This window comes from Pseudomonas sp. JC1203 (assembly GCF_056175065.1).
This window is the reverse complement of sequence record NZ_JBWCAM010000001.1, coordinates 649,150-673,062: the sequence shown is the minus strand read 5'-3', so window position 1 is coordinate 673,062 and position 23,913 is coordinate 649,150. Positions and strand designations below refer to the sequence as shown.

25 protein-coding genes are annotated in these 23,913 nt (G+C 63.0%); 9 read left to right on the top strand and 16 right to left on the bottom strand.

What is annotated here, in order from left to right; all coding sequences use genetic code 11:
- Nucleotides 1-534: 534 nt before the first annotated feature.
- Entirely contained in the window at nt 535-1,734 is a 1,200-nt protein-coding gene (gene tyrS, locus AC0SZ7_RS03225; RefSeq protein ID WP_475502959.1) for a tyrosine--tRNA ligase, read from the bottom strand.
- A 212-nt stretch (nt 1,735-1,946) separates the two neighbouring features.
- On the opposite strand from tyrS, the gene AC0SZ7_RS03220 reads away from it, so the two are divergent.
- Entirely contained in the window at nt 1,947-3,389 is a 1,443-nt protein-coding gene (locus tag AC0SZ7_RS03220) for an OapA family protein (protein ID WP_475502958.1), read from the top strand.
- Between the two features lie 3 nt (nt 3,390-3,392).
- On the top strand, nt 3,393-4,484 hold the full coding sequence (locus AC0SZ7_RS03215) for an anhydro-N-acetylmuramic acid kinase (protein WP_475502957.1): 1,092 nt from the start codon (nt 3,393-3,395) through the stop codon (nt 4,482-4,484).
- A gap of 59 nt (nt 4,485-4,543) precedes the next feature.
- Here AC0SZ7_RS03215 and erpA read toward each other — a convergent pair whose 3' ends face one another.
- Entirely contained in the window at nt 4,544-4,894 is a 351-nt protein-coding gene (gene erpA / locus AC0SZ7_RS03210) for an iron-sulfur cluster insertion protein ErpA (protein WP_416427135.1), read from the bottom strand.
- Between the two features lie 102 nt (nt 4,895-4,996).
- Entirely contained in the window at nt 4,997-6,031 is a 1,035-nt protein-coding gene (gene argC / locus AC0SZ7_RS03205) for an N-acetyl-gamma-glutamyl-phosphate reductase (RefSeq protein ID WP_475502956.1), read from the bottom strand.
- A gap of 139 nt (nt 6,032-6,170) precedes the next feature.
- Here argC and hemJ point away from each other — a divergent pair, with 139 nt between their 5' ends.
- From hemJ to coq7, 6 genes are all read left to right on the top strand, one after another.
- Entirely contained in the window at nt 6,171-6,596 is a 426-nt protein-coding gene (gene hemJ / locus AC0SZ7_RS03200; RefSeq protein ID WP_475502955.1) for a protoporphyrinogen oxidase HemJ, read from the top strand.
- A gap of 29 nt (nt 6,597-6,625) precedes the next feature.
- The gene (locus AC0SZ7_RS03195; RefSeq protein ID WP_475502954.1) at nt 6,626-7,585 is read left to right on the top strand and encodes an NAD(P)H-dependent flavin oxidoreductase; all 960 of its coding nucleotides are present in this window, start codon (nt 6,626-6,628) and stop codon (nt 7,583-7,585) included.
- Nucleotides 7,586-7,618: 33 nt separating this feature from the next.
- Nucleotides 7,619-8,410: a DUF805 domain-containing protein gene (locus AC0SZ7_RS03190; RefSeq protein WP_475502953.1), complete on the top strand. Its 792-nt coding sequence runs from the start codon at nt 7,619-7,621 to the stop codon at nt 8,408-8,410.
- 110 nt (nt 8,411-8,520) lie between these two features.
- Complete coding sequence (locus AC0SZ7_RS03185) at nt 8,521-9,294, top strand: SDR family NAD(P)-dependent oxidoreductase (RefSeq protein WP_475502952.1); 774 nt, start codon at nt 8,521-8,523, stop codon at nt 9,292-9,294.
- A 45-nt stretch (nt 9,295-9,339) separates the two neighbouring features.
- Nucleotides 9,340-9,678, top strand: coding sequence for a histidine triad nucleotide-binding protein (locus AC0SZ7_RS03180; RefSeq protein WP_027980374.1), 339 nt, complete (start codon nt 9,340-9,342; stop codon nt 9,676-9,678).
- 115 nt (nt 9,679-9,793) lie between these two features.
- Nucleotides 9,794-10,441 (top strand): 2-polyprenyl-3-methyl-6-methoxy-1,4-benzoquinone monooxygenase, encoded by a 648-nt coding sequence (gene coq7, locus AC0SZ7_RS03175; RefSeq protein ID WP_475502951.1) that lies wholly within the window; start codon nt 9,794-9,796, stop codon nt 10,439-10,441.
- A 42-nt stretch (nt 10,442-10,483) separates the two neighbouring features.
- Here coq7 and AC0SZ7_RS03170 read toward each other — a convergent pair whose 3' ends face one another.
- The gene (locus tag AC0SZ7_RS03170) at nt 10,484-10,906 is read right to left on the bottom strand and encodes an OsmC family protein (RefSeq protein ID WP_475502950.1); all 423 of its coding nucleotides are present in this window, start codon (nt 10,904-10,906) and stop codon (nt 10,484-10,486) included.
- Nucleotides 10,907-11,117: 211 nt separating this feature from the next.
- Between AC0SZ7_RS03170 and crp the strand changes: the two genes are divergently transcribed.
- Nucleotides 11,118-11,756 (top strand): cAMP-activated global transcriptional regulator CRP, encoded by a 639-nt coding sequence (gene crp, locus AC0SZ7_RS03165; protein WP_475502949.1) that lies wholly within the window; start codon nt 11,118-11,120, stop codon nt 11,754-11,756.
- Here crp and AC0SZ7_RS03160 read toward each other — a convergent pair.
- The 12 genes from AC0SZ7_RS03160 to AC0SZ7_RS03105 all read right to left on the bottom strand — a co-directional run bounded on the left by AC0SZ7_RS03160 (nt 11,753) and on the right by AC0SZ7_RS03105 (nt 23,818).
- Complete coding sequence (locus tag AC0SZ7_RS03160; protein ID WP_475502948.1) at nt 11,753-12,457, bottom strand: lipoate--protein ligase family protein; 705 nt, start codon at nt 12,455-12,457, stop codon at nt 11,753-11,755. The genes crp and AC0SZ7_RS03160 overlap by 4 nt on opposite strands.
- Before the next feature lie 52 nt (nt 12,458-12,509).
- Nucleotides 12,510-13,325 (bottom strand): indole-3-glycerol phosphate synthase TrpC, encoded by an 816-nt coding sequence (gene trpC, locus AC0SZ7_RS03155; protein ID WP_475502947.1) that lies wholly within the window; start codon nt 13,323-13,325, stop codon nt 12,510-12,512.
- Nucleotides 13,322-14,371 (bottom strand): anthranilate phosphoribosyltransferase, encoded by a 1,050-nt coding sequence (gene trpD / locus AC0SZ7_RS03150; protein WP_473004661.1) that lies wholly within the window; start codon nt 14,369-14,371, stop codon nt 13,322-13,324. Before trpD ends, trpC begins: the two co-directional genes overlap by 4 nt.
- A gap of 9 nt (nt 14,372-14,380) precedes the next feature.
- Nucleotides 14,381-14,980, bottom strand: a complete 600-nt coding sequence (locus AC0SZ7_RS03145; protein ID WP_475502946.1) for an aminodeoxychorismate/anthranilate synthase component II — start codon at nt 14,978-14,980, stop codon at nt 14,381-14,383.
- Between the two features lie 11 nt (nt 14,981-14,991).
- The gene (trpE, locus tag AC0SZ7_RS03140; protein ID WP_475502945.1) at nt 14,992-16,482 is read right to left on the bottom strand and encodes an anthranilate synthase component I; all 1,491 of its coding nucleotides are present in this window, start codon (nt 16,480-16,482) and stop codon (nt 14,992-14,994) included.
- Nucleotides 16,483-16,554: 72 nt separating this feature from the next.
- Nucleotides 16,555-17,370 carry a phosphoglycolate phosphatase gene (locus AC0SZ7_RS03135; RefSeq protein WP_475502944.1) on the bottom strand — a complete coding sequence of 272 codons (816 nt, stop codon included), beginning with the start codon at nt 17,368-17,370 and terminating at the stop codon, nt 16,555-16,557.
- Nucleotides 17,367-18,041, bottom strand: coding sequence for a ribulose-phosphate 3-epimerase (gene rpe, locus AC0SZ7_RS03130; RefSeq protein ID WP_475502943.1), 675 nt, complete (start codon nt 18,039-18,041; stop codon nt 17,367-17,369). Before rpe ends, AC0SZ7_RS03135 begins: the two co-directional genes overlap by 4 nt.
- Before the next feature lie 152 nt (nt 18,042-18,193).
- Complete coding sequence (locus AC0SZ7_RS03125) at nt 18,194-19,342, bottom strand: iron-containing alcohol dehydrogenase (RefSeq protein WP_475502942.1); 1,149 nt, start codon at nt 19,340-19,342, stop codon at nt 18,194-18,196.
- A gap of 123 nt (nt 19,343-19,465) precedes the next feature.
- Entirely contained in the window at nt 19,466-20,290 is an 825-nt protein-coding gene (locus AC0SZ7_RS03120) for an ABC transporter permease (RefSeq protein WP_475502941.1), read from the bottom strand.
- A gap of 13 nt (nt 20,291-20,303) precedes the next feature.
- Nucleotides 20,304-21,551: an ABC transporter permease gene (locus AC0SZ7_RS03115; RefSeq protein ID WP_475502940.1), complete on the bottom strand. Its 1,248-nt coding sequence runs from the start codon at nt 21,549-21,551 to the stop codon at nt 20,304-20,306.
- Between the two features lie 66 nt (nt 21,552-21,617).
- Nucleotides 21,618-22,652, bottom strand: a complete 1,035-nt coding sequence (locus AC0SZ7_RS03110; RefSeq protein ID WP_475502939.1) for an ABC transporter substrate-binding protein — start codon at nt 22,650-22,652, stop codon at nt 21,618-21,620.
- 56 nt (nt 22,653-22,708) lie between these two features.
- Nucleotides 22,709-23,818 carry an ABC transporter ATP-binding protein gene (locus AC0SZ7_RS03105; protein ID WP_475502938.1) on the bottom strand — a complete coding sequence of 370 codons (1,110 nt, stop codon included), beginning with the start codon at nt 23,816-23,818 and terminating at the stop codon, nt 22,709-22,711.
- Nucleotides 23,819-23,913 lie beyond the last annotated feature (95 nt).

Below are 23,913 nucleotides of genomic sequence, written 5' to 3'. Positions count from 1 at the left end.
AGCAATCGTTGGTTACATCTTTGATTTCTCGCGGAGTAACTTATGATGCTGATAATCTTTTTGACTATCAGTCTGAGTCACAAGCACCCACACGAATTGCTTGATTCAATTGTTAAAGAGCGGTTGGTTGATTCTTTCGTCTCAACCGAGGCGCGCATTCTACGCTTTCCTCAGAGTCTGTCAAGCGTTTATTTTGAAGTTTTTCAGAATTTCTCTTTCAACTTCAACCACTTGACTCGCTTCGATCTCTCGTTAGCGGGAGGCGAATTCTACAGCAACTTGCGTTGCTGTCAACTGCCTTTTTTCACCGCTTTCGACGTTTAGATCAAAACCTTTCGGAGCTGCTTACTTCGGTTAACTCATTGATACTCAAAGAGTTTTCCGTTTCGGTTGCGCCGGAAGTGGGGCGAATTATAGAGCGATTCGGGAGCGGGTCAAGCGTTTATTTCAGAAATGTTTCAGCGGGGCTTTCGAGACCGCCGAAAAGCAAAAAGGCGGGCCTGCCGGCCCGCCTTCTATATAGCTACGCAGCAATCAGCCCTGCTTGAGGGTAATCCGCGCAAAGGCCTTCTTGCCGGCCTGGCAAACATGCGTCGCCCCCAGCGCGAAGACAAACCCACGGTCAACCACTTCACCATCGATACGCACGCTACCTGCCGACAGCAAGTCGCGGGCGGCAGCCGAGTTCTTCACCAGGCCAGCCTGGTTGAGGACCGCGGCAATAGGCATGTCTTCACCAGCCGTGAGCTCCACTTCTGGCAGATCCTCTGGCAGCTCGCCATCCTTCATGCGGTTACCCGCACCACGGTGCGCGCTGGCAGCAGCTTCTTCGCCATGGAAACGAGCCACGATCTCTTCCGCCAGCTTGATCTTGATGTCGCGCGGGTTGGCACCCGCCTCGACGTCTGCCTTGAAGGCATCGATCTCATCCATGGAACGGAAGCTCAGCAACTCGAAGTAACGCCACATCAGCGCATCCGGGATGGACACCAGCTTGCTGTACATCACGCCCGGCGCTTCCTGAATGCCGACGTAGTTGCCCAGCGACTTGGACATCTTCTTCACGCCATCCAGGCCTTCGAGCAACGGCATGGTCACGATGTTCTGTGCTTCCTGGCCGTAGGCGCGTTGCAACTCGCGCCCCATCAGCAGGTTGAACTTCTGGTCGGTACCGCCCAGCTCGACATCCGCCTTCAAGGCTACAGAGTCATAACCCTGCACCAGCGGGTACAGGAACTCGTGAATGGCGATGGACTGGTTGGACTTGTAGCGCTTGTCGAAGTCATCGCGCTCAAGCATGCGCGCCACGGTGTACTGCGACGACAGGCGAATGAAGTCGGCCGGGCTCATGGCGTCCATCCAGGTGGAGTTGAACGCCACCTCGGTCTTGGCCGGATCGAGAATCTTGAACACCTGAGCCTTGTAGGTCTCGGCGTTGGCCAATACCTGCTCACGGGTCAGCGGCGGGCGCGTGGCGCTCTTGCCGCTAGGGTCACCGATCAGGCCAGTGAAATCCCCGATCAGGAAGATCACGTGGTGCCCCAGTTCCTGGAACTGGCGCAGCTTATTAATAAGCACCGTGTGCCCCAGATGCAGATCAGGTGCCGTAGGGTCGAAGCCTGCCTTGATGCGCAGCGGCTGCCCGCGTTTGAGCTTCTCGACCAGTTCGGCCTCGACCAACACCTCTTCCGCACCACGCTTGATCAGCGCTAGCTGCTCTTCAACCGACTTCATAACCGACCCACAAGGCTTAGATTCAAAGGGAACCAACGATACAAGATCAGGCACCAATTACAAGTTTTTGACTTGCGTGTGACCCCAGCGGCGGGTCGAGGCGTCTGCGAGCTTGCTTTGGCAAGGATTTGGTTATATTTTATACAGTTATTTCATCTTTATCATGTCATTCATCTTTTCCATTTCATCTTTTTTCAAAGTCAAAACTACCTATGACCAGCGAACCGCCTAAAGCGCCCCCGCTTTATCCGAAGAGCCACCTGCTGGCTGCAAGCGGCATCGCCGCCCTGCTCAGCCTCGCAATGCTGATATTCCCCTCCAGCGAAGTGGAAGCCAAGCGCGCTTCTACCCCGCTGGAACTGGAGACCCCAGCCGACCAGCTCAAGCAAGCCCAGAAAGATGCCCCGGCCACCGACCTCGGCGAAGAGCAGGCCGTCCCCGCGCCGTTCGCCCACATAGACAACGAGGACGACCAGGACCAGGACACCGCCCAGACCGCGCCCGCGAAGCCGGAGCCCGTAGCCAGCGCCGACGATGACAGCGCCAAGAAAGGCCCGAACCACCGCGAAGTCACCGTGCGCAAGGGCGACACCCTGTCCAAACTGTTCGACGAAGCTGGCTTGCCTGCCGCCGCGGCCCAGGAAGTACTGGCCAGCGACAAGCAGGCCAAGCAGTTCGCCCAGCTCAAGAACGGCCAGGTGCTGGAGTTCGAGATCAGCCCGGACGGCCAGTTGGCCAGCCTGCACACCAAGCTCAGCAACACCGAGACCATCCGCCTGGTGCGCGGCGCCAAGGGCTTTGCGTTCAACCGCGACGTGATCAAGCCCATCATGCGCGAAGCCTATGCCCACGGCGTGATCAAGAACTCGCTGTCGTTGTCCGGCCAGCGCGCCGGCCTGTCCCACAACCAGGTGATGGACCTGGTGAACATCTTCAACTACGACGTCGACTTCGCCCAGGACATCCGCCAGGGTGACGTGTTCGACGTGATGTACGAGCAGAAGGTGCTGAATGGCAAGGTCATCGGCACCGGCAACATCCTCGCCGCACGCTTCAGCAACCGTGGCAAGACCTACACCGCGGTGCGCTATACCAACAAGCAGGGCACCACCAACTACTACACCGCCGAAGGCAACAGCATGCGCAAGGCCTTCGTGCGCTCGCCGGTGGACTTCGCGCGCATCAGCTCGCGCTTTTCGGTAGGCCGCTTCCACCCCATCCTGAACAAGATTCGTGCGCATCAGGGCGTGGACTATGCAGCCCCACGCGGCACGCCCATCAAGGCTACCGGCGATGGCAAGGTGGAACTGGCCGGGCGCCGTGGTGGCTACGGCAACACCGTGATCATCGCCCACGGCAAGACCTACAAGACCCTCTACGGGCACATGCAGGGCTTCGCCAAGGGCATCCACGCAGGTTCCATGGTCAAGCAGGGCCAGGTCATCGGCTATATCGGTACCACCGGCCTGTCCACCGGCCCGCACGTGCACTATGAGTTCCAGGTCAACGGCGTCCACGTCGACCCGCTGGGCCAGAAACTGCCGATGGCCGACCCGATCGCCAGGAACGAGAAGGCTCGCTTCATGCAGATCGCCCAGCCGCTGATGGCGCAAATGGACCAGGAGAAATCCACCATGGTCGCGAGCAAGAAGTAAGTCATGGCCCTTTATATCGGCGTGATGTCCGGCACCAGCCTCGATGGGCTGGATATTGCGCTGGTTGAACAAGGCGCCACGGTGCGCCTGGTGGCCAGCCTTTACCTACCGATGCCCAGCGGGTTGCGTGGCGACCTGCTTGCCCTGTGCGCCAGCGGCCCGGACGAAATTGCCCGCGCCGCCCTGGCGGAGAACCAGTGGGCTACCCTTGCCGCCGAGGGCATCCACACACTCCTGCAACAGCAGCAGCTGGCACCTTCCGACATCCGCGCCATTGGCAGCCACGGCCAGACCGTACGGCATGAACCGGCGCGCGGTTTTACCGTGCAGATAGGCAACCCGGCGCTGCTGGCGGAGCTGACCGGTATCACCACCGTGGGCGATTTCCGTCGCCGTGACGTGGCGGCTGGTGGCCAGGGCGCCCCCTTGGTGCCTGCCTTCCACGATTCCATCTTCGCCAGCCGTAGTCAGAATCTGGCCGTGCTCAACGTAGGTGGGTTCAGCAACCTGAGCCTGATTGAAGCAGACAAGCCTGTCAGCGGTTTCGACTGTGGCCCCGGCAACGTGCTGCTGGATGCCTGGATCAATGCCTGCCAAGGCCTGGATTACGACCGCGACGGCGCCTGGGCGGCGAGCGGCACGGTCGAACCAGCGCTGCTTGGCGAGCTGCTGAGTGACCCGTTCTTCGCCGGCACCGGCCCCAAGAGTACCGGGCGCGAGGTGTTCAACCTGCCCTGGCTGAAGGCGCACCTGGCGAAATTGCCGGGCCTGGCCGATGCCAACGTGCAGGCCACGCTGCTGGAGCTGACGGCACGCACCATTGTCGAGTCCCTGCGCCACGCCCAAGCGCACACCGATGAACTGCTGGTATGCGGCGGCGGCGCCCACAACCACGCGCTGATGCAGCGCCTGGCAGCACTGCTGCCGCACACCCGCGTGGACAGCACCGGCAGCCACGGCGTGGACCCTGACTGGGTGGAGGCCATGGCCTTTGCGTGGCTGGCCCATTGCTGCCTGGAAGGCATCCCCACCAACCGCCCCAGCGTCACCGGGGCACGCGGCCTGCGCGTGCTGGGCGCGATCTACCCGGCCTGAACCCCGGACAGCAAAACGCCGCGTGAGAACGCGGCGTTTTGCATTGCCCTGCTGGCCGATCAGATCGAGAACGACTGACCGCAACCGCAAGTGGTGGAGGCGTTAGGGTTGTTGATGACGAAACGCGAACCCTCCAGGCCTTCCTGGTAATCAACTTCAGCACCTGCCAGGTACTGGAAGCTCATCGGATCGACCACCAGGCTCACGCCTTCGCGCTCGACGATGGTGTCATCTTCGGCCACATCTTCATCGAAGGTGAAGCCGTACTGGAAGCCCGAGCAACCGCCACCGGTCACGAAAACCCGCAGTTTCAGCCGCTCATTGCCTTCTTCGTCGACCAGGCTCTTCACCTTGTGCGCAGCACCGTGGGTGAACTGCAAAGCCGTGGGTGTGAAGGATTCGACGCTCATGCTGACTCTCTCCCGGCGTAAGCCGCCATAAAACGTAATGGCGGCATTATCCGCTTCTCCCAGAAAAAGGGTCAACAATTGTGCGCTGACCGGCTTTGTGGCTTACGGCAGCATACCGGCGTGGGACAGGCCCAGGCGCTCGTCGAGGCCGAAGAGGATGTTGAGGTTCTGCACCGCCTGGCCGGAGGCACCTTTCACCAGGTTGTCGATGACCGACAGCACCACGACCAGGTCGCCGCCCTGAGGGCGATGCACGGCGATGCGGCAGACGTTGGCACCGCGCACGCTGCGGGTTTCCGGATGGCTGCCGGCCGGCATCACGTCGACGAACGGCTCATCGGCATAACGTTTTTCGAACAGCGCCTGCAGGTCTACCGACTTGTCCGCCACGGTTGCATACAGCGTGGAGTGAATGCCGCGGATCATCGGCGTCAGGTGCGGGACGAAGGTCAGGCCGACGTCGCCACCGGCAGCGCGGCGCAGGCCCTGGGTGATTTCCGGCAGGTGACGGTGGCCCTTCACCGAATAGGCTTTCATGCTTTCGCCCGACTCGCAGAACAGCGAGCCTACGGCAGCGCCACGGCCAGCGCCGCTGACACCGGACTTGCAGTCGGCGATCAGGCGGGACGCATCGGCGATGCCCGCTTCCAGCAGCGGCAGGAAGCCCAGCTGGGTGGCGGTTGGGTAACAGCCGGGCACCGCGATCAGGCGGGCGTTGCGGATCTGCTCACGGTTCACTTCCGGCAGGCCGTATACCGCGTCCTTCAGCAGCTCAGGTGCGCCGTGTGGCTGGCCGTACCACTTGGCCCACTCTTCGGCGTCCTGCAGGCGGAAGTCGGCTGACAGGTCGATGACCTTGGTGCCGGCGGCCAGCAGTTCGCCAGCCAGGGAGTGCGCGACACCATGCGGGGTGGCGAAGAACACCACGTCGCACGCGCCCAGGGTCTTGATGTCCGGCACGCTGAAGGCCAGGCCATCGTAGTGGCCGCGCAGGTTGGGGTACATGTCCGCCACGGGCACGCCAGCCTCGGAACGCGAGGTGATGACCGCGACTTCCGCCTGTGGATGCGACGCCAACAGACGCAGCAGCTCGACCCCGGTGTAACCCGTGCCGCCGACAATACCGACCTTGACCATATACCTGCCCCTTTCAACGAACCGACTAGGAAACCGCTGATAATACGGGCCCAGAGCATCTGCTAACAACCGTTGAGGTGACGTGCGGCAGCCCGGGGCACTACTATCGGCGCTACCGTGAACCTGGAAACTTCAAAAAATGCTCTATCTATGGATCAAAGCCCTGCACATCGTCAGCATCGTCTGCTGGTTTGCCGGCCTGTTCTACCTGCCGCGCCTGTTCGTCTACCACGCCAGCAGCGAGGATGAAGTCAGCAAGCAACGCTTCATGGTCATGGAGCGCAAGCTGTACCGCGGCATCATGGGCCCATCGATGGTCGCCACCCTGGTGTTCGGCGCCTGGCTGGTCTACCTCATTCCCGGCTACCTGAGCCAGGGTTGGCTGCATGCCAAACTCACTTTCGTGTTCCTGCTGATTGGCTACCATCATATGTGCGGCGCCCAGGTGAAACGCTTTGCCCGTGGCGAAAACACCCGCAGTCATGTCTTTTATCGCTGGTTCAACGAAGTTCCCGTGCTGTTTTTGCTGGCTATCGTAATTCTGGTGGTGGTGAAACCGTTCTAGGATCAACCCAACCCACAAGAGAAACCATCATGTCGCTGCCCCCATCGCTGGACCAACGCCTGCGCCTGCCCGTGGTGGCAGCACCGATGTTTCTCATCTCCAACCCGCGACTGGTGCTGGCCTGCTGCCGCAACGGCGTGGTCGGCAGTTTTCCCGCGCTGAACCAGCGTGACAGTGCAGGCTTCAAGGCGTGGCTGGTGGAAATCGAGGCCGGCCTGACGGCCCTGGACAAGCCTGCGCCCTATGCAGTCAATCTCATCGTGCACAACAGCAACCCACGTCTGGAAGCTGACCTGGCGATCTGCGTCGAGCACAAGGTGCCGATCATCATCACCAGCCTGGGCGCGGTGAAGGAAGTGGTAGACGCCGTTCACAGCTATGGCGGCCTGGTGTTTCACGATGTCACCACCCGTCGCCACGCCGAGAAGGCCGCACAAGCCGGGGTTGATGGCCTGATCGCAGTGGCTGCCGGCGCGGGCGGCCATGCTGGCACCTGGAGCCCGTTCGCGCTGGTCGCCGAGATACGCCAATTCTTCGACAAGACCTTGCTGCTGGCCGGCTGTATCAACCACGGCCACGAAATACTTGCCGCCCAACTGCTGGGCGCCGACCTTGCCTACCTGGGCACGCGCTTTATCGCCAGCCAGGAAAGCCAGGCGCCCGCTGCCTACAAGGACATGCTGCTGGGCTCCCGCGCCGCCGACATCATCCACACTCCGGCAGTGTCCGGTGTGCCAGCCAGCTTCATGCGCAAAAGCCTGGAAGACGCAGGTTTCGACCTGGCCACGTTGGCGGCCGCAGGCGCCGAGGCCAAGCTCAAGCCCATCGGTGACGAGGCCAAGGCGTGGAAGACCATCTGGTCCGCCGGCCAGGGCGTAGGCGAAATCGACGACATACCCAGTGCCGATGAGCTCATCGCCCGCCTGGACACCGAATACCGCAAGGCGCTGGCACGGGCCTGCCGCTTGCCCGACCACTGGCCGCGCTGAACCGGCCGCCATTTCCACGACAAGGATGCCAGCATGACAACACTGTTCAAGATCGTCTTCGAAGGCAGCACACTGCCGGGGGTCGCCCTGGAAACCGCCAAGGCCAACCTGGCCCAACTGTTCCGCAGCGATCTGTTGGCCGTTGAAAAGCTGTTTACCGGGCGCAAGGTGGCACTCAAGCGCAACTTGTCCCAGGAAACCGCCGAAAAGTACCTCGATGCATTGCACCGTGCCGGCGTGGATGCCCGCCTGGAGGAGGAAGCTCCGGTGGAGCTGAGCCTGGAAGAGATAGAGCCCAGCCCTGCACCGCCGCCATTTTCGCCCTACGCGCCGCCGCAATCGGAGGTCGGGCCACCAATCGCCGTCTACGGGCCGCTCAAGGTAATGACCGTGCAGGGCCGCATCGGCCGGGTGCGCTACCTGGGCTGGACCATGGCCCTGGTGTTGGCGGCCTGCGCCGCCGCGCTGGTGTTTATCCTGCTCATGTCGATTTCGCGCTACCTGGGCATCGGCTTCGGCGCCATCGCCCTGGCCGCCTTCATGACCATCAACGTGCAGATAACCGTACAGCGCCTGCATGACGCTGGCTGGAGCGGTTGGCTGTGGCTGCTGAACCTGGTGCCGGTGGTGGGCAACTTCTTCCCCATCGTGATCATGGCTGTTCCGGGCAACCCGGGCACCAACCAATATGGCCCGCCGGCGCCGCCCAACACCAAGGCGGTGAAAGTGCTGGCCTGGCTGTGGGTGGCCTTCCTGGTACTGATGTTCATCATTGGCCTGAAGGGCGGCTTCAGTTCACTGGCCCATCACGCGCAAGCCGTGTAAGGACTCGGCACAACAGCGCGGCGCACGGTAGACTAGCGCCCCTGAGTAGACGCCTTCTGCGCCCCGCCTCACTGCGAGCCGGGGCCGGCGGCGTTCGTATGGAGAATTGCATGACCCGTTACGCCATGATCACTGGCGCATCCCGAGGGCTGGGCCTGGCGCTGGCCGAGGCGCTGGCCCGGCGCGGCCGCAACCTGATCCTGGTGGCCCGCCAGCGTGACCCGCTGGAAGCGGTGGCCATCGAGCTGACTCAACGTTTCGGCGTTGAAGTGTTGTTCCGTGCCTGCGATTTGAGCGAGCCGCTACGCCTGTCCGGCCTGCTGATGGAGCTGGAGGAAAGCAGCCGCCATATCGACCTGCTGATCAACTGCGCCGGGCTGCGCTCCTACGGGCACTTCCTGGCCCAGGACTGGATGCAGGAACAGGACCTGATCGAGGTCAACATCCTGGCCCTGGCGCGCTTGTGCCACGTGATTGGCAATGCCATGGCGGTGCACGGCGGTGGGCAGATCCTCAATGTCGCTTCACTGGCAGCCTTCCAGCCGGGCCCGTGGATGAGCAGCTACGCGGCCAGCAAGGCCTATGTGCTGAGCTTTTCCGAAGGCCTGCGCGAAGAGTTGCGCCAGTCGGGGGTGAAGGTGTCGGTGCTGTGCCCCGGCCCGGTGCGCTCGTCGCAACGGGTGATAGAGCGGTTAAACAATAGCGGGCGGGTGCTTAGCCCCGAGGAAGTGGCGCTGTTCACCGTGCGCGCCCTGGCCCGCAACCGCGCAGTGATCATCCCCGGCCGGCGCAACCGCCTGTTCACCTACGGCGCCCGCTTCGGCTCGCGCTGGCTGGTGCGCAAGATCGCCGGCGCCATCAACCTTGCCTACCGCCCTCGCTGAGCTTTGAGTACACTCGAGCCCGACGTCAAACATGGAGCAACCGTTGTGGATACTCTGTTCACCAAGATCATCAACAGAGAAATACCCGCGAAAATCATCTACGAGGATGACCAGGTCCTGGCCTTCCACGATATCGCACCCCAGGCACCGGTCCATTTCCTGGTGATTCCGAAGAAGCCGATCCGCACCCTCAACGACCTCACCGAGGAAGACAAGGGCCTGGCCGGTCACATTCTGTTCACGGCACAGCGCCTTGCCAAGGAACTGGGCTGCGAGGAAGGTTTCCGCGTGGTCATGAACTGCAATGAATTGGGCGGACAGACGGTCTACCACATTCATATGCATGTACTTGGGCAGCGCCAGATGCACTGGCCGCCGGGCTGATCGCCGTGTAGCCGCTGCCTCGGGCAGCGGCTACAGGTTTGTGTTGATGTGCCGCAGGCTCTGGCCCGGTATTTTGAGTTAAACTGCACCCCGTGATTCTATCCGGAGGTGCCCAATGGCTACCGAACGTCACTACTCCCCCCTCGACCGACTGCTGCTGCAGGCCGACACGGCCATGCGCACGCTGCTGCCTTTCAGCGGCCAGCCGTCGCGGCCGTCCCCGGCCATTGTCCAGCCGGACCCCAAGCTCAGCAACGACGAAACCCGCCACGTGGCTGGCCTGATGCGCATCAACCATACTGGCGAAGTGTGCGCGCAGGCGCTGTACCAGGGGCAGGCGCTGACCGCCAAGCTGCCGCAGGTGCGCAAGGCCATGGAACATGCCGCCGAGGAAGAAGTGGATCACCTGGCCTGGTGTGAACAACGCATCCGCCAACTGGGCAGCCACCCCAGCGTGCTCAACCCATTGTTCTACGGCATGTCGTTTGGCATAGGCGCGGTGGCCGGGCTGATCAGCGACCGTGTCAGCCTGGGTTTCGTTGCCGCCACTGAACATCAGGTGTGCAAACACCTGGATGAGCACCTGGAACAGTTGCCCGTGGAGGACGAGAAGTCCCGCGCCATTCTGGAACAGATGCGCGTGGACGAAGAGCAGCACGCCGATTCGGCGCTGGACGCAGGCGGTTTCCGCTTTCCGGCGCCCGTCAGGTTCGGCATGAGCCTGGTGGCCAAGGTGATGACCAAGAGCACCTACCGCATCTGATGCGAACATTGTGGGAGCGGGCCCTGCCCGCCCCCACAAACATCAACCCAGCTCGATGATCTCGTAGTCGTGGGTAATTTCCACACCCGCACGGCCCAGCATGATCGAGGCCGAGCAATACTTCTCCGCCGACAGCTCCACCGCCCGCTTCACCTGGGCTTCCTTCAGGCCGCGGCCCTTGACCACGAAATGCAGGTGGATCTTGGTGAACACCTTGGGATCCTCGGTCGCACGCTCGGCTTCAAGGAAGGCTTCGCAGCTTTCCACCTGCTGGCGCGACTTTTTCAGGATGCTGACCACGTCGAAATTGCTGCAGCCGCCCAGGCCCAGCAACAGCATTTCCATGGGGCGCACGCCCAGGTTGCGACCGCCGCTCTCGGGCGGGCCGTCCATCACTACCACATGACCGCTGCCCGACTCGCCAAGAAACATGGCTTCGCCTGCCCACTGGATACGTGCCTTCATCACCAGGACTCCACTGTAAAAAAGGCCGCCAGCTTAGCACAGCAGTTTGCATAAGCCCTGTAGCCCAGCCGTTGCCTGCCGATAAGGTGGTTAGTAAATTGCCTGATACAAATACGCGTGTCTGCTAAGCTGGCGCCAAATCACTGGCGCCACGCCAGCACCCTCACTCATTCACGTATCGCCGTTGATAGTCTTGCCCCGGAATTCAGCCATGGTTGCGCTTATGCGTCCGATCCAGAACATCGATAAACTCCTGGCTCACTGCCAGCGCCGCCGCTATGGGGCCAAGAGCAATATCATCTGCGCTGGCGACCATTCCGAAACCCTGTCCTACATCATCAAGGGGTCGGTGACGATTCTGATCGAGGACGAAGACGGCCGCGAGATGATCATCGCCTACCTCAACGCCGGGGACTTCTTCGGTGAATTGGGGCTGTTCGAATCCCCCAGCCACGGCCACGAACGCAGTGCCTGGGTGCGGGCCAAGACCGAATGCGAAGTGGCGGAAATAAGCTACGGCAAATTCCGCGAAGTGGCGCTGCAGCACCCCGAGATCATGTTCGCCCTGGGCTGCCAGATGGCCCAGCGCCTGCGCGACACCACCCGCAAGGTCGGCGACCTGGCCTTCTTCGACGTAACCGGCCGGGTGGCCCGCTGCCTGCTGGAACTGTGCAAGCAGCCCGATGCCATGACCCACCCCGACGGCATGCAGATCAAGATCACCCGTCAGGAAATCGGCCGCATCGTCGGTTGTTCGCGGGAAATGGTCGGCCGCGTGCTCAAGGACCTAGAAGAACGCAACCTGGTGAACGTGAAAGGCAAGACCATGGTGGTGTACGGCACCCGCTAACCCTTGGCGCGAATCTCGGCCAGCAACTGGCCGTAGGCCTGGGCCAGGCCAGCCAGCAACTGCGGCGCCCGATAGTGCTCGTGCAGGGCAACGTGGCTTTGCGCGTCACAGCGCTGCGGTAAATCACAGGCTTGGTTGAAGCGGTTAACCGCCCCCACCATCGAGTCACGCTGGTTATCCATCAGCATTGCCCCGTGCACCAACACTACCGGCCGGGTACCGCTGAGGCCCTGGCGCCAGCGTTGCGCCGTGCCCACCCATTTGCGCCCAGCGATGTTGACGTTGTAACGCCCGTCGCAGAACGCACCAGGCACTTCGCCCACCGAAGCCTGCCCACCCAGGGCGGTGACAGCGTCGCACAACGGCTGGCAAAGGCGCTGATAGGCGGTTTCGATACGGTTTTGGTCACCTTCGCTGCGCGGTGCCACGTACACCAGCGCGACGTTGATGGTGGCAGCCGACTGCGGCACCGGCTCACCGCCGGTTTCACGCAGCAGCACCGGCCAACCCGCCGCCGCCGAAGCGGCGCAGGCAGCGTCGAAGGCAGGCAGGCGGTTCATGCGCCGTGGCATGACCAGGGTTTGGTCGGTGGACTGCCAGAACAGCAGGCCATCAGGTTGCTCGCCGCGGCACACCGCGGCAAGCAGATCCTGTTCAGCCTGCAGGCCGGCCTGGGTGTCGATTTGCAATGGATGCTGCATCAAAACCTCCCGTAGCAGTGGCCGCCAGGCGGCGTCCGGCGCCCCGCAGGTGTCAGGCCTGCACGCGCTCCGGGAAGAACAAACGCTGCAGTTCGTCGCCAGGGTGCTCGGCGCGCATGAACGCCTCGCCCACCAGGAACGAATACACCTCGCTGATTTCCATCAGCTCGACGTCGGCACGGTTGAGGATGCCGCTCTCGGTAACCACCAGGCGATCACGCGGGATCAGCGGCAGCAGGTCGAGGGTGTTTTCCAGGCTGACTTCGAAGTTGTGCAGGTTGCGGTTGTTCACCCCCAGCAACGGCGACTTCAGGTGCTTGAGCGCACGCTCCAGCTCTTCGCCATTGTGCACTTCCACCAGCACGTCCAGCCCACAGCCGAAGGCGACCGATTCCAGCTCGGCCATCTTCGCGTCATCCAGCGCCGCGACGATCAGCAGGACGCAGTCGGCGCCCAGCGCGCGGGACTCGACGATCTGGTACGGGTCGACCATGAAATCCTTGCGGATAACCGGCAGGCTGCACGCCGCACGGGCCTGCTGCAGGTAGGCGTCGGCGCCCTGGAAATAGTCGATGTCAGTCAGCACCGACAGGCAGGTGGCACCGCCCTTCTCGTAGCTCTGGGCGATTTCGGCCGGCACGAAGTGCTCGCGGATCACGCCCTTGCTTGGCGAAGCCTTCTTGATTTCGGCAATGACGGCCGGGTGCTTGGTAGCGGCCTGGTCGATCAGCGCCTTGGCAAAGCCACGCGGTGCATCGGCGGCAGCGGCCAGGCGCTCCAGTTCGGCATAGCTGACACGCTGCAGGCGTTCGGCAACTTCCTGGGCCTTGCGCGCCAGAATCTTGTCCAGAACTGTCGGCACACTCATCCTTCATTCTCCTGCTTGAATACCGCGGTAAAGGCGCCCAGCTCGTCGAGCTTCTCGCGGGCCAGCCCGGTGTGCAGCGCATCGTGGGCCAGCGCCACGCCTTCCTTCAGCGAAGACGCGTGGTCGGCGGCATACAGGGCAGCGCCAGCGTTGAGTACGATCATTTCAGCGGCCTTCTGGCCGTTTTCGGTCTTGCGCCGGCCCAGGGCGTCGCGGATCAGTTCCAGCGATGCCTGCGGGCTTTCCACGGCCAGGCCGTGCAGCGTCTGGCTCTTTATACCGAGGTCTTCGGGTTCTACCCAGTACTCGGTTATTTCGCCATTTTTCAGCTCGGCAACGAAGGTTGGCGCGGCCAGGCTGAATTCGTCCAGCCCGTCCTTGGAATGCACCACCAGCACATGCTTGCTGCCCAGGCGCTGCAGCACTTCGGCCAGCGGCCGGCACAGCGCCTGGCTGAACACGCCGACCACCTGGTGCTTGACGCCCGCCGGGTTGGTCAGCGGCCCGACCATGTTGAACAGGGTACGCAGGCCAAGGTCGCGGCGCGGCCCGGCGGCGTGTTTCATGGCGCCATGATGGGCCTGGGCGAACATGAAACCGATGCCCACGCTGTCGATGCAGCGGGCGACCTGTACCGGCGTAAGGTTCAGGTACACGCCGGCCGCTTCCAGCAGGTCGGCACTGCCGCTCTTGCCGGACACCGCGCGGTTGCCGTGCTTGGCCACGGTGCAACCGGCTGCCGATATGACGAACGCCGACGCCGTGGACACGTTGAAGATGTTGGCGCCGTCGCCGCCGGTGCCGACGATGTCGACCACGCCGTCAAGGGTCTTGAGTTCTACCTGGCCGGCCAGCTCGCGCATCACCGAGACGGCACCGACGATTTCGTCGATGCTCTCGCTCTTCATGCGCATGCCCATCAGGAAGGCACCGATTTGTGCGTCGGTGCATTGGCCGGTCATGATCTGGCGCATTACATCGCGCATCTCATCCGTGCTCAGGTCCAGCTGGCCGACAATGCGGTTCAGCGCGCTCTTGATATCCATGATGGTTCCTTAGCCCTGACGGCTGCCGCCGGTCTGCTTGAGAAAGTTGGCGAACAGCTCGTGGCCCTGCTCGGAAAGAATCGACTCAGGGTGGAACTGCACACCCTCGACGTTCAGCGTCTTGTGGCGCAGGCCCATGATCTCGTCCACGGAACCGTCTTCGTTGGCGGTCCAGGCGGTGAGCTCCAGGCAGTCGGGCAAGGTTTCGCGCTTGACCACCAGCGAGTGGTAACGGGTCACGGTCAACGGGTGGTTCAGGCCTTCGAACACACCCTTGTCTTCGTGCACCAGCGGGCTGGTCTTGCCGTGCATGGCCACCCGGGCACGTACCACATCACCACCAAAGGCCTGGCCGATGGACTGGTGCCCCAGGCACACGCCCAGAATCGGCAGCTTGCCGGCGAAATGCAGGATGGCCTCGATGGAGATGCCCGCCTCGCTCGGCGTGCATGGCCCCGGGGAGACGACGATGCGCTCGGGGTTCATGGCTTCGATGTCGGCGATGGTCACCTCATCGTTGCGCACCACTTTAACGTCCGCGCCCAGCTCGCCCAGGTACTGCACGACGTTGTAGGTAAAAGAGTCGTAATTATCGATCATCAGCAACATGGTGTGCTTCCTCAGGCGTCTTTCGGGGAGGTTTGTTCGGCCAGCGCAACAGCGCGGAACATCGCGCGGCGCTTGTTCAGGGTTTCCTCCCACTCCAGGGCCGGCACCGAGTCGGCGACGATCCCCGCCCCCGCCTGCACATGCAGCTCGCCGTCCTTGATCACTGCGGTGCGGATGGCAATTGCCGTGTCCATGTTGCCGTTCCAGGCGAAGTAGCCCACCGCGCCGCCGTATACGCCGCGCTTCACCGGTTCCAGTTCGTCAATGATTTCCATGGCGCGAATCTTCGGCGCCCCCGACAAGGTGCCGGCCGGCAGGATGGCGCGCAGGGCGTCCATCGCGGTCAGGCCGCTTTTCAGTTGGCCGGTGACGTTCGAGACAATGTGCATCACGTTGGAGTAACGCTCGATCACCATCTTCTCGGTGAGCTTCACCGAACCGATTTCGGACACGCGCCCGGTATCGTTGCGGCCCAGGTCGATCAGCATCAGGTGTTCGGCCAACTCTTTCTTGTCGCTGAGCAGGTCCTGCTCCAGCGCCAGGTCAGCCTCTTCGGTAGCACCGCGTGGGCGGGTACCGGCGATGGGGCGCACGGTGATCTCGTTGTCTTCCACGCGCACCAGCACTTCCGGCGAACTGCCCACCACGTGGAAGTCGCCGAAGTTGAAGAAATACATGTAAGGCGTCGGGTTGAAGCAGCGCAGCGCCCGGTACAGGTCGATGGGCGCAGCCTTGAAGGCGATGGACATGCGCTGGGACGGCACCACCTGCATGCAGTCGCCGGCCAGGATGTATTCCTTGATGGTGGCGACGCCGCGCTCGAAGTCTTCCTGGGTGAAGCTGGAGCGGAACTCGGGCTCGGCGGCAGGCGGACGGTCCAGTTCCAGGCCGCGACGCGGGGTAATGGGCTGGCGCAGTTTTTCCATCAGCTCGTCCAGCTGCGCCTGGCCCTGCTCGTAGGCTTCGGCCTGGGCCGGGTCAACCAGCACGATCGCGTGCATCTTGCCGGCCAGGTTGTCGAACACCACCACGGCGTCGGACACCATCAGCAGGATATCCGGCACGCCGATCGGGTCCGGGTTGGGGCTCTTGCCCAGGCGTTTCTCGACGTAGCGCACGCAGTCGTAGCCGAAGTAACCCACCAGGCCGCCGTTGAAACGCGGCAGGCCGGCGATGGTCGGCACGTTGTAGCGGGCCTTGAAGGTCTCGACGAAATCCAGCGGGTCTTCGACGTGGTCATGACGCTCCACCTCGACGCCATCACGGGTGATGCTCACCTGGTGCTCGTGTACCCGCAACACCATGCGGCACGGCAGGCCGATGATGGAATAACGGCCCCATTTCTCGCCGCCCTGCACCGACTCCAGCAAGTAGGAGTTGGGCGCATCGGCCAGTTTCAGGTAGATCGACAGCGGGGTGTCGAAGTCGGCGAGGGTTTCGCGGGCAAGCGGAATGCGGTTGTAGCCGGCAGCGGCCAAGCGCAGGAATTCTTCACGGATCATGATCAGCCTCGTGGCATGAGGGGCAAAACGGTCAGGTATGCAAACGCGCCGGCAGGGCCGGCCAGGTAAAAGTCAGGCGCGCCAACGCCAGCGGGCCAGGGCCTTGATGACTTTCATCCAGAGTTTGCGAGTGACCACCACGATGGATTCTCTGCGAGGGGTAGGTGTGCTATCCCCCAACGTTATCTCAGCTGCCGGATCTAAGCAACTGATCAACCCGCGCAAACTGTCAACAACCAGTGCCGGGGACTCTTCGGCGATGGGCCGGCCATGGTTGTAGCCATAGCTCAGGGCCACGCAACGCACGCCGGCAGCTTTGGCCGCCAGCACGTCGCTGCGCGAATCGCCCACGAACAGGGCGTCGGCGGGTTTCACCCCGGCCATTTTCATCACGAACAGCAGGGCTGCGGGGTCGGGCTTCTGCTGGGGCAAGGTGTCGCCACCGATGATCCACTTGAAGAAGCGGCCCAGCTTGAGCTCGTCGAGCAGTGGCGCCACGAACTGTTCCGGCTTGTTGGTGATGAGCGCCATCTTCACGCCGCGCTTCTGCAGCCATTTCAGGCTTTCGCGCACACCGGGGTAGACCTTGGTCAGTGCATGGCTGCCGGCATAGGCGTCCATGAACAGCGCCAGCGCCTGCTCGGTGTCGGCCTCGCCCACGGCGGCGTGGTCCAGGCCACCGGCCAGGCCGCGACGCACCAGCACCCGGGCGCCGTTGCCGACGTAGGTGCGGGCGGCATCGAGGCCGGCCGGGGCACGGCCAAGCTTGAGCAGCGTCGTGTCCAGGGCGGCCGCCAGGTCGGGGACGGAGTCGATCAGGGTACCGTCCAGATCGAACATCACCAGGCGTGGCAGCTTGCCCGGGGACAGCTGCTCGAAGCCGCTCATGAGCGTGCCAGGGCCAGTTCGGCGCGCATCTTGTCGATGACTTCCTTGTAGTTCGGCGCGTTGAAGATCGCCGACCCGGCGACAAAGGTGTCGGCGCCGGCTGCAGCGATTTCGCGGATGTTGTTCACATTCACGCCGCCGTCGATTTCCAGGCGAATGTCACGGCCGCTGGCATCGATCAGGGCGCGCGCCTCGCGCAGCTTGTCCAGGGTGCCGGGGATGAACTTCTGTCCGCCAAAGCCTGGGTTGACGCTCATCAGCAGCACCATGTCGACCTTGTCCATCACGTACTTGAGCACGTCCAGCGGCGTGGCTGGGTTGAACACCAGGCCGGCCTTGCAGCCGCCGTCACGGATCAGTTGCAGGGAACGATCGACGTGCAGGGTGGCTTCGGGGTGGAAGGTGATGAAGCTGGCACCGGCCTCGGCGAAGTCGCCGATGATGCGGTCGACCGGGCTGACCATCAGGTGCGCGTCGATGGGCGCGGTGATGCCGTACTTGCGCAGCGCGGCGCAAACCATCGGGCCAATGGTCAGGTTGGGTACGTAGTGGTTGTCCATGACATCGAAGTGAACGATGTCGGCGCCAGCGGCCAGGACATTGTCGACTTCCTCGCCCAGACGGGCGAAATCTGCGGAGAGAATGGACGGAGCAATTGCAAAGGGCTGCATGACGCACCTTTCTGGGCTGGAATCACGGTGGCGCGCATTGTACATCAGCTTGTAGCGATGGGGGCGCCAAGGTCGACCACCAACCCCGTAGCAGCTGCCGGAGGCTGCGTCGGGGCCTTGGACGCGGCCTGCGGCCGCTGCTACGGGGCTTGTCAGTAAGCGCTGCGGTAGATCTGCTCGATATCCTTGGCGCTGAGCTTGCGCGGGTTGTTGCGCATCAGCCGGTCGATGCCGCTGGCCTCGCGGGCCATGTCGGGGATGGCGGCCTCGGGCACGCCAAAGCTGCGCATGCCCTTGGGTATTTCCACCGCCGCGCACAGCTGCGCCATGGCTTGCACCGCCGCATCAGCCGCTTCCTGGTCGGACAACCGCGCCACTTGCAGCCCCATGGCCACGGCAATATCGCGAAACCGTTCCAGGCAGGCGAGTTTGTTCCAGGCCATGACATACGGCAGCAACAATGCGTTGCTCACCCCATGGGCGATGTTGAATTGCCCGCCCAAAGGGTACGCCAGCGCATGCACCGCCCCTACCCCGGCGTTACCGAAGGCCATGCCGGCCATCAGGCTGGCGGTGGCCATGTCTTCGCGGGCCTGCAGGTTCGCCGGGTTGGCATAGGCTTTGGGCAGGGCACGCACAATCAGGCGGATGGCGCCCAGCGCCAGCGAATCGGTGATGGGCGAGGCATTCACGGAAATGTACGACTCGATGGCATGCACCAGTGCATCTACGCCGCTGGCGGCAGTGACACCGCGTGGGCAGGTCAGGGTCATCTGCGGGCTGACCAGCGCCACGTCGGGCAGCAAGTAATCGCTGACGATGCCCTTTTTCAGGTGCGCGGCCTTGTCCGACAGAATCGCCACGTTGGTCACCTCCGACCCCGTGCCCGCCGTGGTGGGGATGGCAATCAGCGGTGGCCCCTTGCGCGGCACCAGGCCCACGCCAAACAGTGCTTCCAGCGGCCCGTCGTGGCCAGCGTAGGCGGCAACGCTCTTGGCGATGTCGATGGCACTGCCGCCGCCCACGCCGATCAGGCCGTCATGGCCACCCTGGCGGTACACCTGCATGCAGTCTTCGACAATGGCGATCTCTGGCTCGGGGCGCACGCGGTCAAAGATACCGTGGCGCCGGCCACCCAACTGCGCCAGCGCCAGCGCCACGGTGCCGGACTCCACCAGGATGGCGTCGGTGACAATCAGCGGGTTATGCACGTTCAGGCGTGTCAGTTCGCCGTCCAGTTGCTCGATGGCAGCCGCGCCGGTCAGCAGTTTGTTGGCAATCTTGAAAGCGGAGAGGGTCATGAATGCGGCCTTTTTCCAGACAAGGGCTGCATTCAGAGTAGACAGTTTGTGGGAGCTGGCTTGCCAGCGAGCCTTTCAGGCGCCAACAACCCGCTGGCAAGCCAAGCTCCCACAATAAAAGAATCAGACTTGGGCAGTGCGCAGTTTCTCGCTGCGGCCGCGCAACCACTCCAGCGTCAGCAGCAACACCACGGAGAAGGCGATCAGCAACGTAGCCGCCGCGGCAATCGTGGGGCTGAGGTTTTCGCGGATGCCGCTGAACATCTGCCGGGGCAAGGTGGCCTGTTCCGGGCCTGCCAGGAACAGCGTCACCACCACCTCGTCGAACGAGGTAGCGAAGGCAAACAACGCACCACTGATCACCCCGGGGGCGATCAACGGCAGGGTCACCCGGCGAAACGCGGTCAACGGCGAGGCACCCAGGCTGGCAGCGGCACGCACCAGGTTGTGGTTGAACCCCTGCAGCGTCGCCGACACCGTGATGATGACGAACGGCACGCCCAGCACCGCATGCACCAGAATCAACGAGGTGAAGCTGTTGCCCAGCCCCAGCGGCGCGAAAAACAGGTAGCTGGCAACACCAATGATCACCACCGGCACCACCATGGGCGAGATCACCAGCGCCATGACCAGCGACTTGCCGGGGAAATCCCCACGGGTCAGGCCGATGGCCGCCAGCGTGCCGAAGACCATCGCCAGCACAGTCGCGGCCGGGGCAACGATGATGCTGTTCTTCAGCGCACGCATCCATTCGGGCGAGGCGAAGAAGTCCTGGTACCAGTGCAGCGAAAAGCCCTGCAACGGGTACACCAGGAAGCTGCCGGCGTTGAACGACAACGGGATGATCACCAGCACCGGCAGAATCAGGAACAGCAGGATCAGGCCGCAGAGAATACGCAGGCTGTAGAACCACACCCGCTCAACGGGGGACATGTAAGGGCTCAGCATTTTCCTATTCTCCTCAGCTCAGGCGCAGGCGGCTGGCGCCCACCAGCTTGCTGTACACCAGGTACAGCAACACGGTGGCCAGCAACAGCAGGCCGCCCAGCGCGGTGGCCATGCCCCAGTTGATGCTGGTGTTGGTGTAGAAGGCCACGAAGTAGCTGACCATCTGGTCGTTGGGGCTCCCCAGCAGCGCCGGGGTGATGTAGTAGCCGATGGCCAGGATGAACACCAGCAGGCAACCGGCGCCCACACCTGCGTAGGTCTGCGGGAAATACACGCGCCAGAAGCTGGCGAACGGATGGCAACCCAGCGAGATCGCTGCCCGCATGTAGGTGGGCGAGATGCCCTTCATTACGCTGTAGATCGGCAGAATCATGAACGGCAGCAAAATGTGCACCATGGAGATGTACACCCCGGTGCGGTTGAACACCAACTCCAGCGGCTTGTCGATGACGCCCATGGCCATCAGCGCGCTGTTGATCAGGCCACCCGATTGCAGCAACACGATCCAGGCCGCCACGCGCACCAGGATCGACGTCCAGAACGGCAGCAGCACCATGATCATCAGCAGGTTGCTCTGCCGTGCCGGCAGGTTGGCCAGCAGGTAGGCCAACGGATACGCCAGCAGCAGGCAGATCACGGTGATCACCAGGCCCATCCAGAAGGTGCGGGCGAAAATATCCAGGTAGATGGCCTGGTCCGGCGTGGCCGGGGCCACTTCGCCGAGGTCGTCGATACGGTGGTCGACGGCCGCCAGCAGGTAATAGGGGGTTACATCACTGGTGTTGCGGCGGATGGCCTGCCAATACGCAGGGTCGCCCCAGCGTTCGTCGAGGCTTTCCAGCGCGTCCTTGTAAGAAGCTGGCGCGGGGGTGAACGGCAACGCCCGGGCGGTTTTCGACAGCAGGCTGCGGTAGCCGGCCAATTCCATGTTCAGGCGCTTGGACAGGTCGCCCAGGGTCTGATTCTTGCGCGCCTCCACCAGGTCATCGCTCAAGGCCTTGAACACCGCCTCGTCGGGCAGGCTCTTGCCGTCCCAGGCCTTCACCGCCACCACGGTGCGCGGCAGGCCTTCGACCACCTCCGGGTTGCCGACGCTCTTGTACAACAGCACCGCAATGGGCACCAGGAACACCAGCAGCAGGAACAGCACCAGCGGTGCTATCAGCGCCTGGGCCTTGAGACGGTTGAAGCGTTCGGCCCGGGCCAGGCGCTGTTTCAGGTTAGGGCTGGCGACCTCTTTGAGGGGCACTGCAAGGGCCATGGTCAACTCCGCGAATCTTTGAACTGAAGGCGCGCCACCCACCGGTGGCGCGCCGCCTGCTTGGGCTTACTTGGCAGCCCAGGCGTTGAAGCGCTGTTCCAGTTGCTCACCGTTGTCAGCCCAGAAGCCCACGTCGATCTGCACCTGGTTGGCGATGTTTTCCGGGGTGGTCGGCATGTCTTTCAAGATGCCCTTGTCGAGCAGCGGCACCGCCTGGCTGTTGGCCGGGCCGTAGGCGATGTTCTCGGAGTAGATCTTCTGTTGCTCGGGCTTGACCGTGTAGGCGATGAACTTGCGCGCCTCTTCGGCGTTCTTCGCGCCCTTGGGGATGGCCCAGGCGTCGAAGTCGTACACGCCGCCATTCCACACCACCTTCAGGTTGCTCTCTTTCTGCACGGCGGCGATGCGGCCGTTGTAGGCCGAGCTCATCACCACGTCACCGGAGGCCAGGTACTGCGGCGGCTGGGCGCCGGCTTCCCACCACTGGATGCTGGGCTTGAGTTCATCGAGTTTCTTGAAGGCGCGGTCCTGGCCGTCCTTGGTGCCCAGCACCTTGTACACATCCTTGGGGGCCACGCCGTCGGCCATCAGGGCGAATTCCAGGGTGTATTTGGCGCCCTTGCGCAGGCCGCGCTTGCCCGGGAATTTCTTCACGTCCCAGAAATCGGCCCAGCTGGTCGGCGCGGTCTTGAGCTTGTCGGCGTTGTAGGCCAGCACCGTGGACCACACGAAGAAGCCCACGCCGCAAGGCTGGATAGCGCCTTTCACGTAGTCCGATTCCTTGCCGAACAGGGCTGGGTCCAGCTGTTCGAACATGCCTTCGTCGCAGCCACGAGCCAGTTCCGGCGATTCCACCTCCACCAGGTCCCAGGACACGCTCTTGGTGTCGACCATGGCTTTCACCTTGGCCATCTCGCCGTTGTACTCACCGGCGACGATCTTGCCCTGCCCGGACTTTTCCCACGGCTGGTAGAACGCTTTTTCCTGGGCGGCCTTGTTGGCGCCACCGAACGAAATCACGGTCAGGTCAGCCGCCGCCATGGCCTGGCCCGCGCCCATCAGGCCCAGGGCCAGGGCGGTGAACTTCAAGTGCTTGAGCATTTGCTCTTCTCTCCACAGTGCAGGGTTGGTGTTGCTTTGGGCGATTGGGCTCGCCTCTAGTCGACTGACAACGGATCCAGCGCACGCGCGTGCTCGACCTGCCAGCCGAGCGGTACCACATCGCCCACGGCCAATGCCGGGTCCAGCTCGGCGATTGGCTGCTTCACGAAGAAATCCGACTTGCCGCACACCTCCAGGCGCACGCGTACGTGGTCGCCCAGGTAGATGAACTCGGCAACCCGGCCAGAGAAACGGTTGCTGCACTGCTCGCTGTGGCCATTGAGCGATACGCGCTCGGGGCGGATCGACAGGGTTACCGGGTCGCCCGGTTCGCCGACGTTCACTGCCAGCGCATGGACTTTCTCCCCACGCTCCAGGCCAACGATGCAGCGGTCGCCGTCCTGGGTGATCAGGCGGCCATTGAGGCGGTTGTTTTCGCCGATGAAGTTGGCCACGAAGGTGTTGCTGGGCTCTTCGTACAGGGTGCGCGGCGGGGCGATCTGCTGAATTTCGCCCTGGTGGAACACCGCCACGCGGTCAGACATGGTCAGCGCTTCGCCCTGGTCGTGGGTGACGTACACCACGGTGACGCCCAGGCGTTGGTGCAGGTGCTTGATTTCCATCTGCATGTGTTCGCGCAGCTGCTTGTCCAGTGCGCCCAGGGGTTCGTCCATCAGCACCAGTTGCGGCTCGAACACCAGCGCCCGGGCCAGGGCCACGCGCTGTTGCTGGCCGCCGGACAACTGCGCCGGGTAGCGCTGGGCAAACTTGCCCAGCTGCACCATGTCCAGCACCCGCTTCACCCGCTCGTTGATGTCGGTCTTGCTTAGGCCACGCACCGACAGGGGGAACGCCAGGTTCTCGGCCACGGTCATGTGCGGGAACAGGGCGTAGTTCTGGAACACCATGCCGATGTCGCGCTTGTGCGGCGGCACGTTATTGATGGAGCGCCCGGCCAGCAGGATCTCGCCGGCGGTGGGCGTCTCGAAGCCGGCCAGCATCATCAGGCTGGTGGTCTTGCCCGACCCGGAAGGCCCGAGCAAGGTCAGGAATTCGCCCTTGCGAATGTCCACGTTGAGGTCTTTGACGATCAGCACTTCGCCGTCGTAGCTTTTCTGCACGCCACGGAAGCTGACCAGCACATCGCTCGAATTCACCTCGCTCATACCCCACGCCCTATGTTTATGACTGCCGTGCATTAAGCCTAGTGAAGGCTGCAGGCCACGCAAATCGGGGGCTGGGAGAGAATGCCCTCAGCACG

Excerpts from the sequence above, each read along its gene's own strand:
- tyrS (WP_475502959.1), bottom strand. The coding sequence starts at position 1,734 with ATGAAGTCGGTTGAAGAGCAGCTAGCGCTGATCAAGCGTGGTGCGGAA.
- AC0SZ7_RS03220 (WP_475502958.1), top strand. The coding sequence starts at position 1,947 with ATGACCAGCGAACCGCCTAAAGCGCCCCCGCTTTATCCGAAGAGCCAC.
- AC0SZ7_RS03215 (WP_475502957.1), top strand. The coding sequence starts at position 3,393 with ATGGCCCTTTATATCGGCGTGATGTCCGGCACCAGCCTCGATGGGCTG.
- erpA (WP_416427135.1), bottom strand. The coding sequence starts at position 4,894 with ATGAGCGTCGAATCCTTCACACCCACGGCTTTGCAGTTCACCCACGGT.
- argC (WP_475502956.1), bottom strand. The coding sequence starts at position 6,031 with ATGGTCAAGGTCGGTATTGTCGGCGGCACGGGTTACACCGGGGTCGAG.
- hemJ (WP_475502955.1), top strand. The coding sequence starts at position 6,171 with ATGCTCTATCTATGGATCAAAGCCCTGCACATCGTCAGCATCGTCTGC.
- AC0SZ7_RS03195 (WP_475502954.1), top strand. The coding sequence starts at position 6,626 with ATGTCGCTGCCCCCATCGCTGGACCAACGCCTGCGCCTGCCCGTGGTG.
- AC0SZ7_RS03190 (WP_475502953.1), top strand. The coding sequence starts at position 7,619 with ATGACAACACTGTTCAAGATCGTCTTCGAAGGCAGCACACTGCCGGGG.
- AC0SZ7_RS03185 (WP_475502952.1), top strand. The coding sequence starts at position 8,521 with ATGACCCGTTACGCCATGATCACTGGCGCATCCCGAGGGCTGGGCCTG.
- coq7 (WP_475502951.1), top strand. The coding sequence starts at position 9,794 with ATGGCTACCGAACGTCACTACTCCCCCCTCGACCGACTGCTGCTGCAG.
- AC0SZ7_RS03170 (WP_475502950.1), bottom strand. The coding sequence starts at position 10,906 with ATGAAGGCACGTATCCAGTGGGCAGGCGAAGCCATGTTTCTTGGCGAG.
- crp (WP_475502949.1), top strand. The coding sequence starts at position 11,118 with ATGGTTGCGCTTATGCGTCCGATCCAGAACATCGATAAACTCCTGGCT.
- AC0SZ7_RS03160 (WP_475502948.1), bottom strand. The coding sequence starts at position 12,457 with ATGCAGCATCCATTGCAAATCGACACCCAGGCCGGCCTGCAGGCTGAA.
- trpC (WP_475502947.1), bottom strand. The coding sequence starts at position 13,325 with ATGAGTGTGCCGACAGTTCTGGACAAGATTCTGGCGCGCAAGGCCCAG.
- trpD (WP_473004661.1), bottom strand. The coding sequence starts at position 14,371 with ATGGATATCAAGAGCGCGCTGAACCGCATTGTCGGCCAGCTGGACCTG.
- AC0SZ7_RS03145 (WP_475502946.1), bottom strand. The coding sequence starts at position 14,980 with ATGTTGCTGATGATCGATAATTACGACTCTTTTACCTACAACGTCGTG.
- trpE (WP_475502945.1), bottom strand. The coding sequence starts at position 16,482 with ATGATCCGTGAAGAATTCCTGCGCTTGGCCGCTGCCGGCTACAACCGC.
- AC0SZ7_RS03135 (WP_475502944.1), bottom strand. The coding sequence starts at position 17,370 with ATGAGCGGCTTCGAGCAGCTGTCCCCGGGCAAGCTGCCACGCCTGGTG.
- rpe (WP_475502943.1), bottom strand. The coding sequence starts at position 18,041 with ATGCAGCCCTTTGCAATTGCTCCGTCCATTCTCTCCGCAGATTTCGCC.
- AC0SZ7_RS03125 (WP_475502942.1), bottom strand. The coding sequence starts at position 19,342 with ATGACCCTCTCCGCTTTCAAGATTGCCAACAAACTGCTGACCGGCGCG.
- AC0SZ7_RS03120 (WP_475502941.1), bottom strand. The coding sequence starts at position 20,290 with ATGCTGAGCCCTTACATGTCCCCCGTTGAGCGGGTGTGGTTCTACAGC.
- AC0SZ7_RS03115 (WP_475502940.1), bottom strand. The coding sequence starts at position 21,551 with ATGGCCCTTGCAGTGCCCCTCAAAGAGGTCGCCAGCCCTAACCTGAAA.
- AC0SZ7_RS03110 (WP_475502939.1), bottom strand. The coding sequence starts at position 22,652 with ATGCTCAAGCACTTGAAGTTCACCGCCCTGGCCCTGGGCCTGATGGGC.
- AC0SZ7_RS03105 (WP_475502938.1), bottom strand. The coding sequence starts at position 23,818 with ATGAGCGAGGTGAATTCGAGCGATGTGCTGGTCAGCTTCCGTGGCGTG.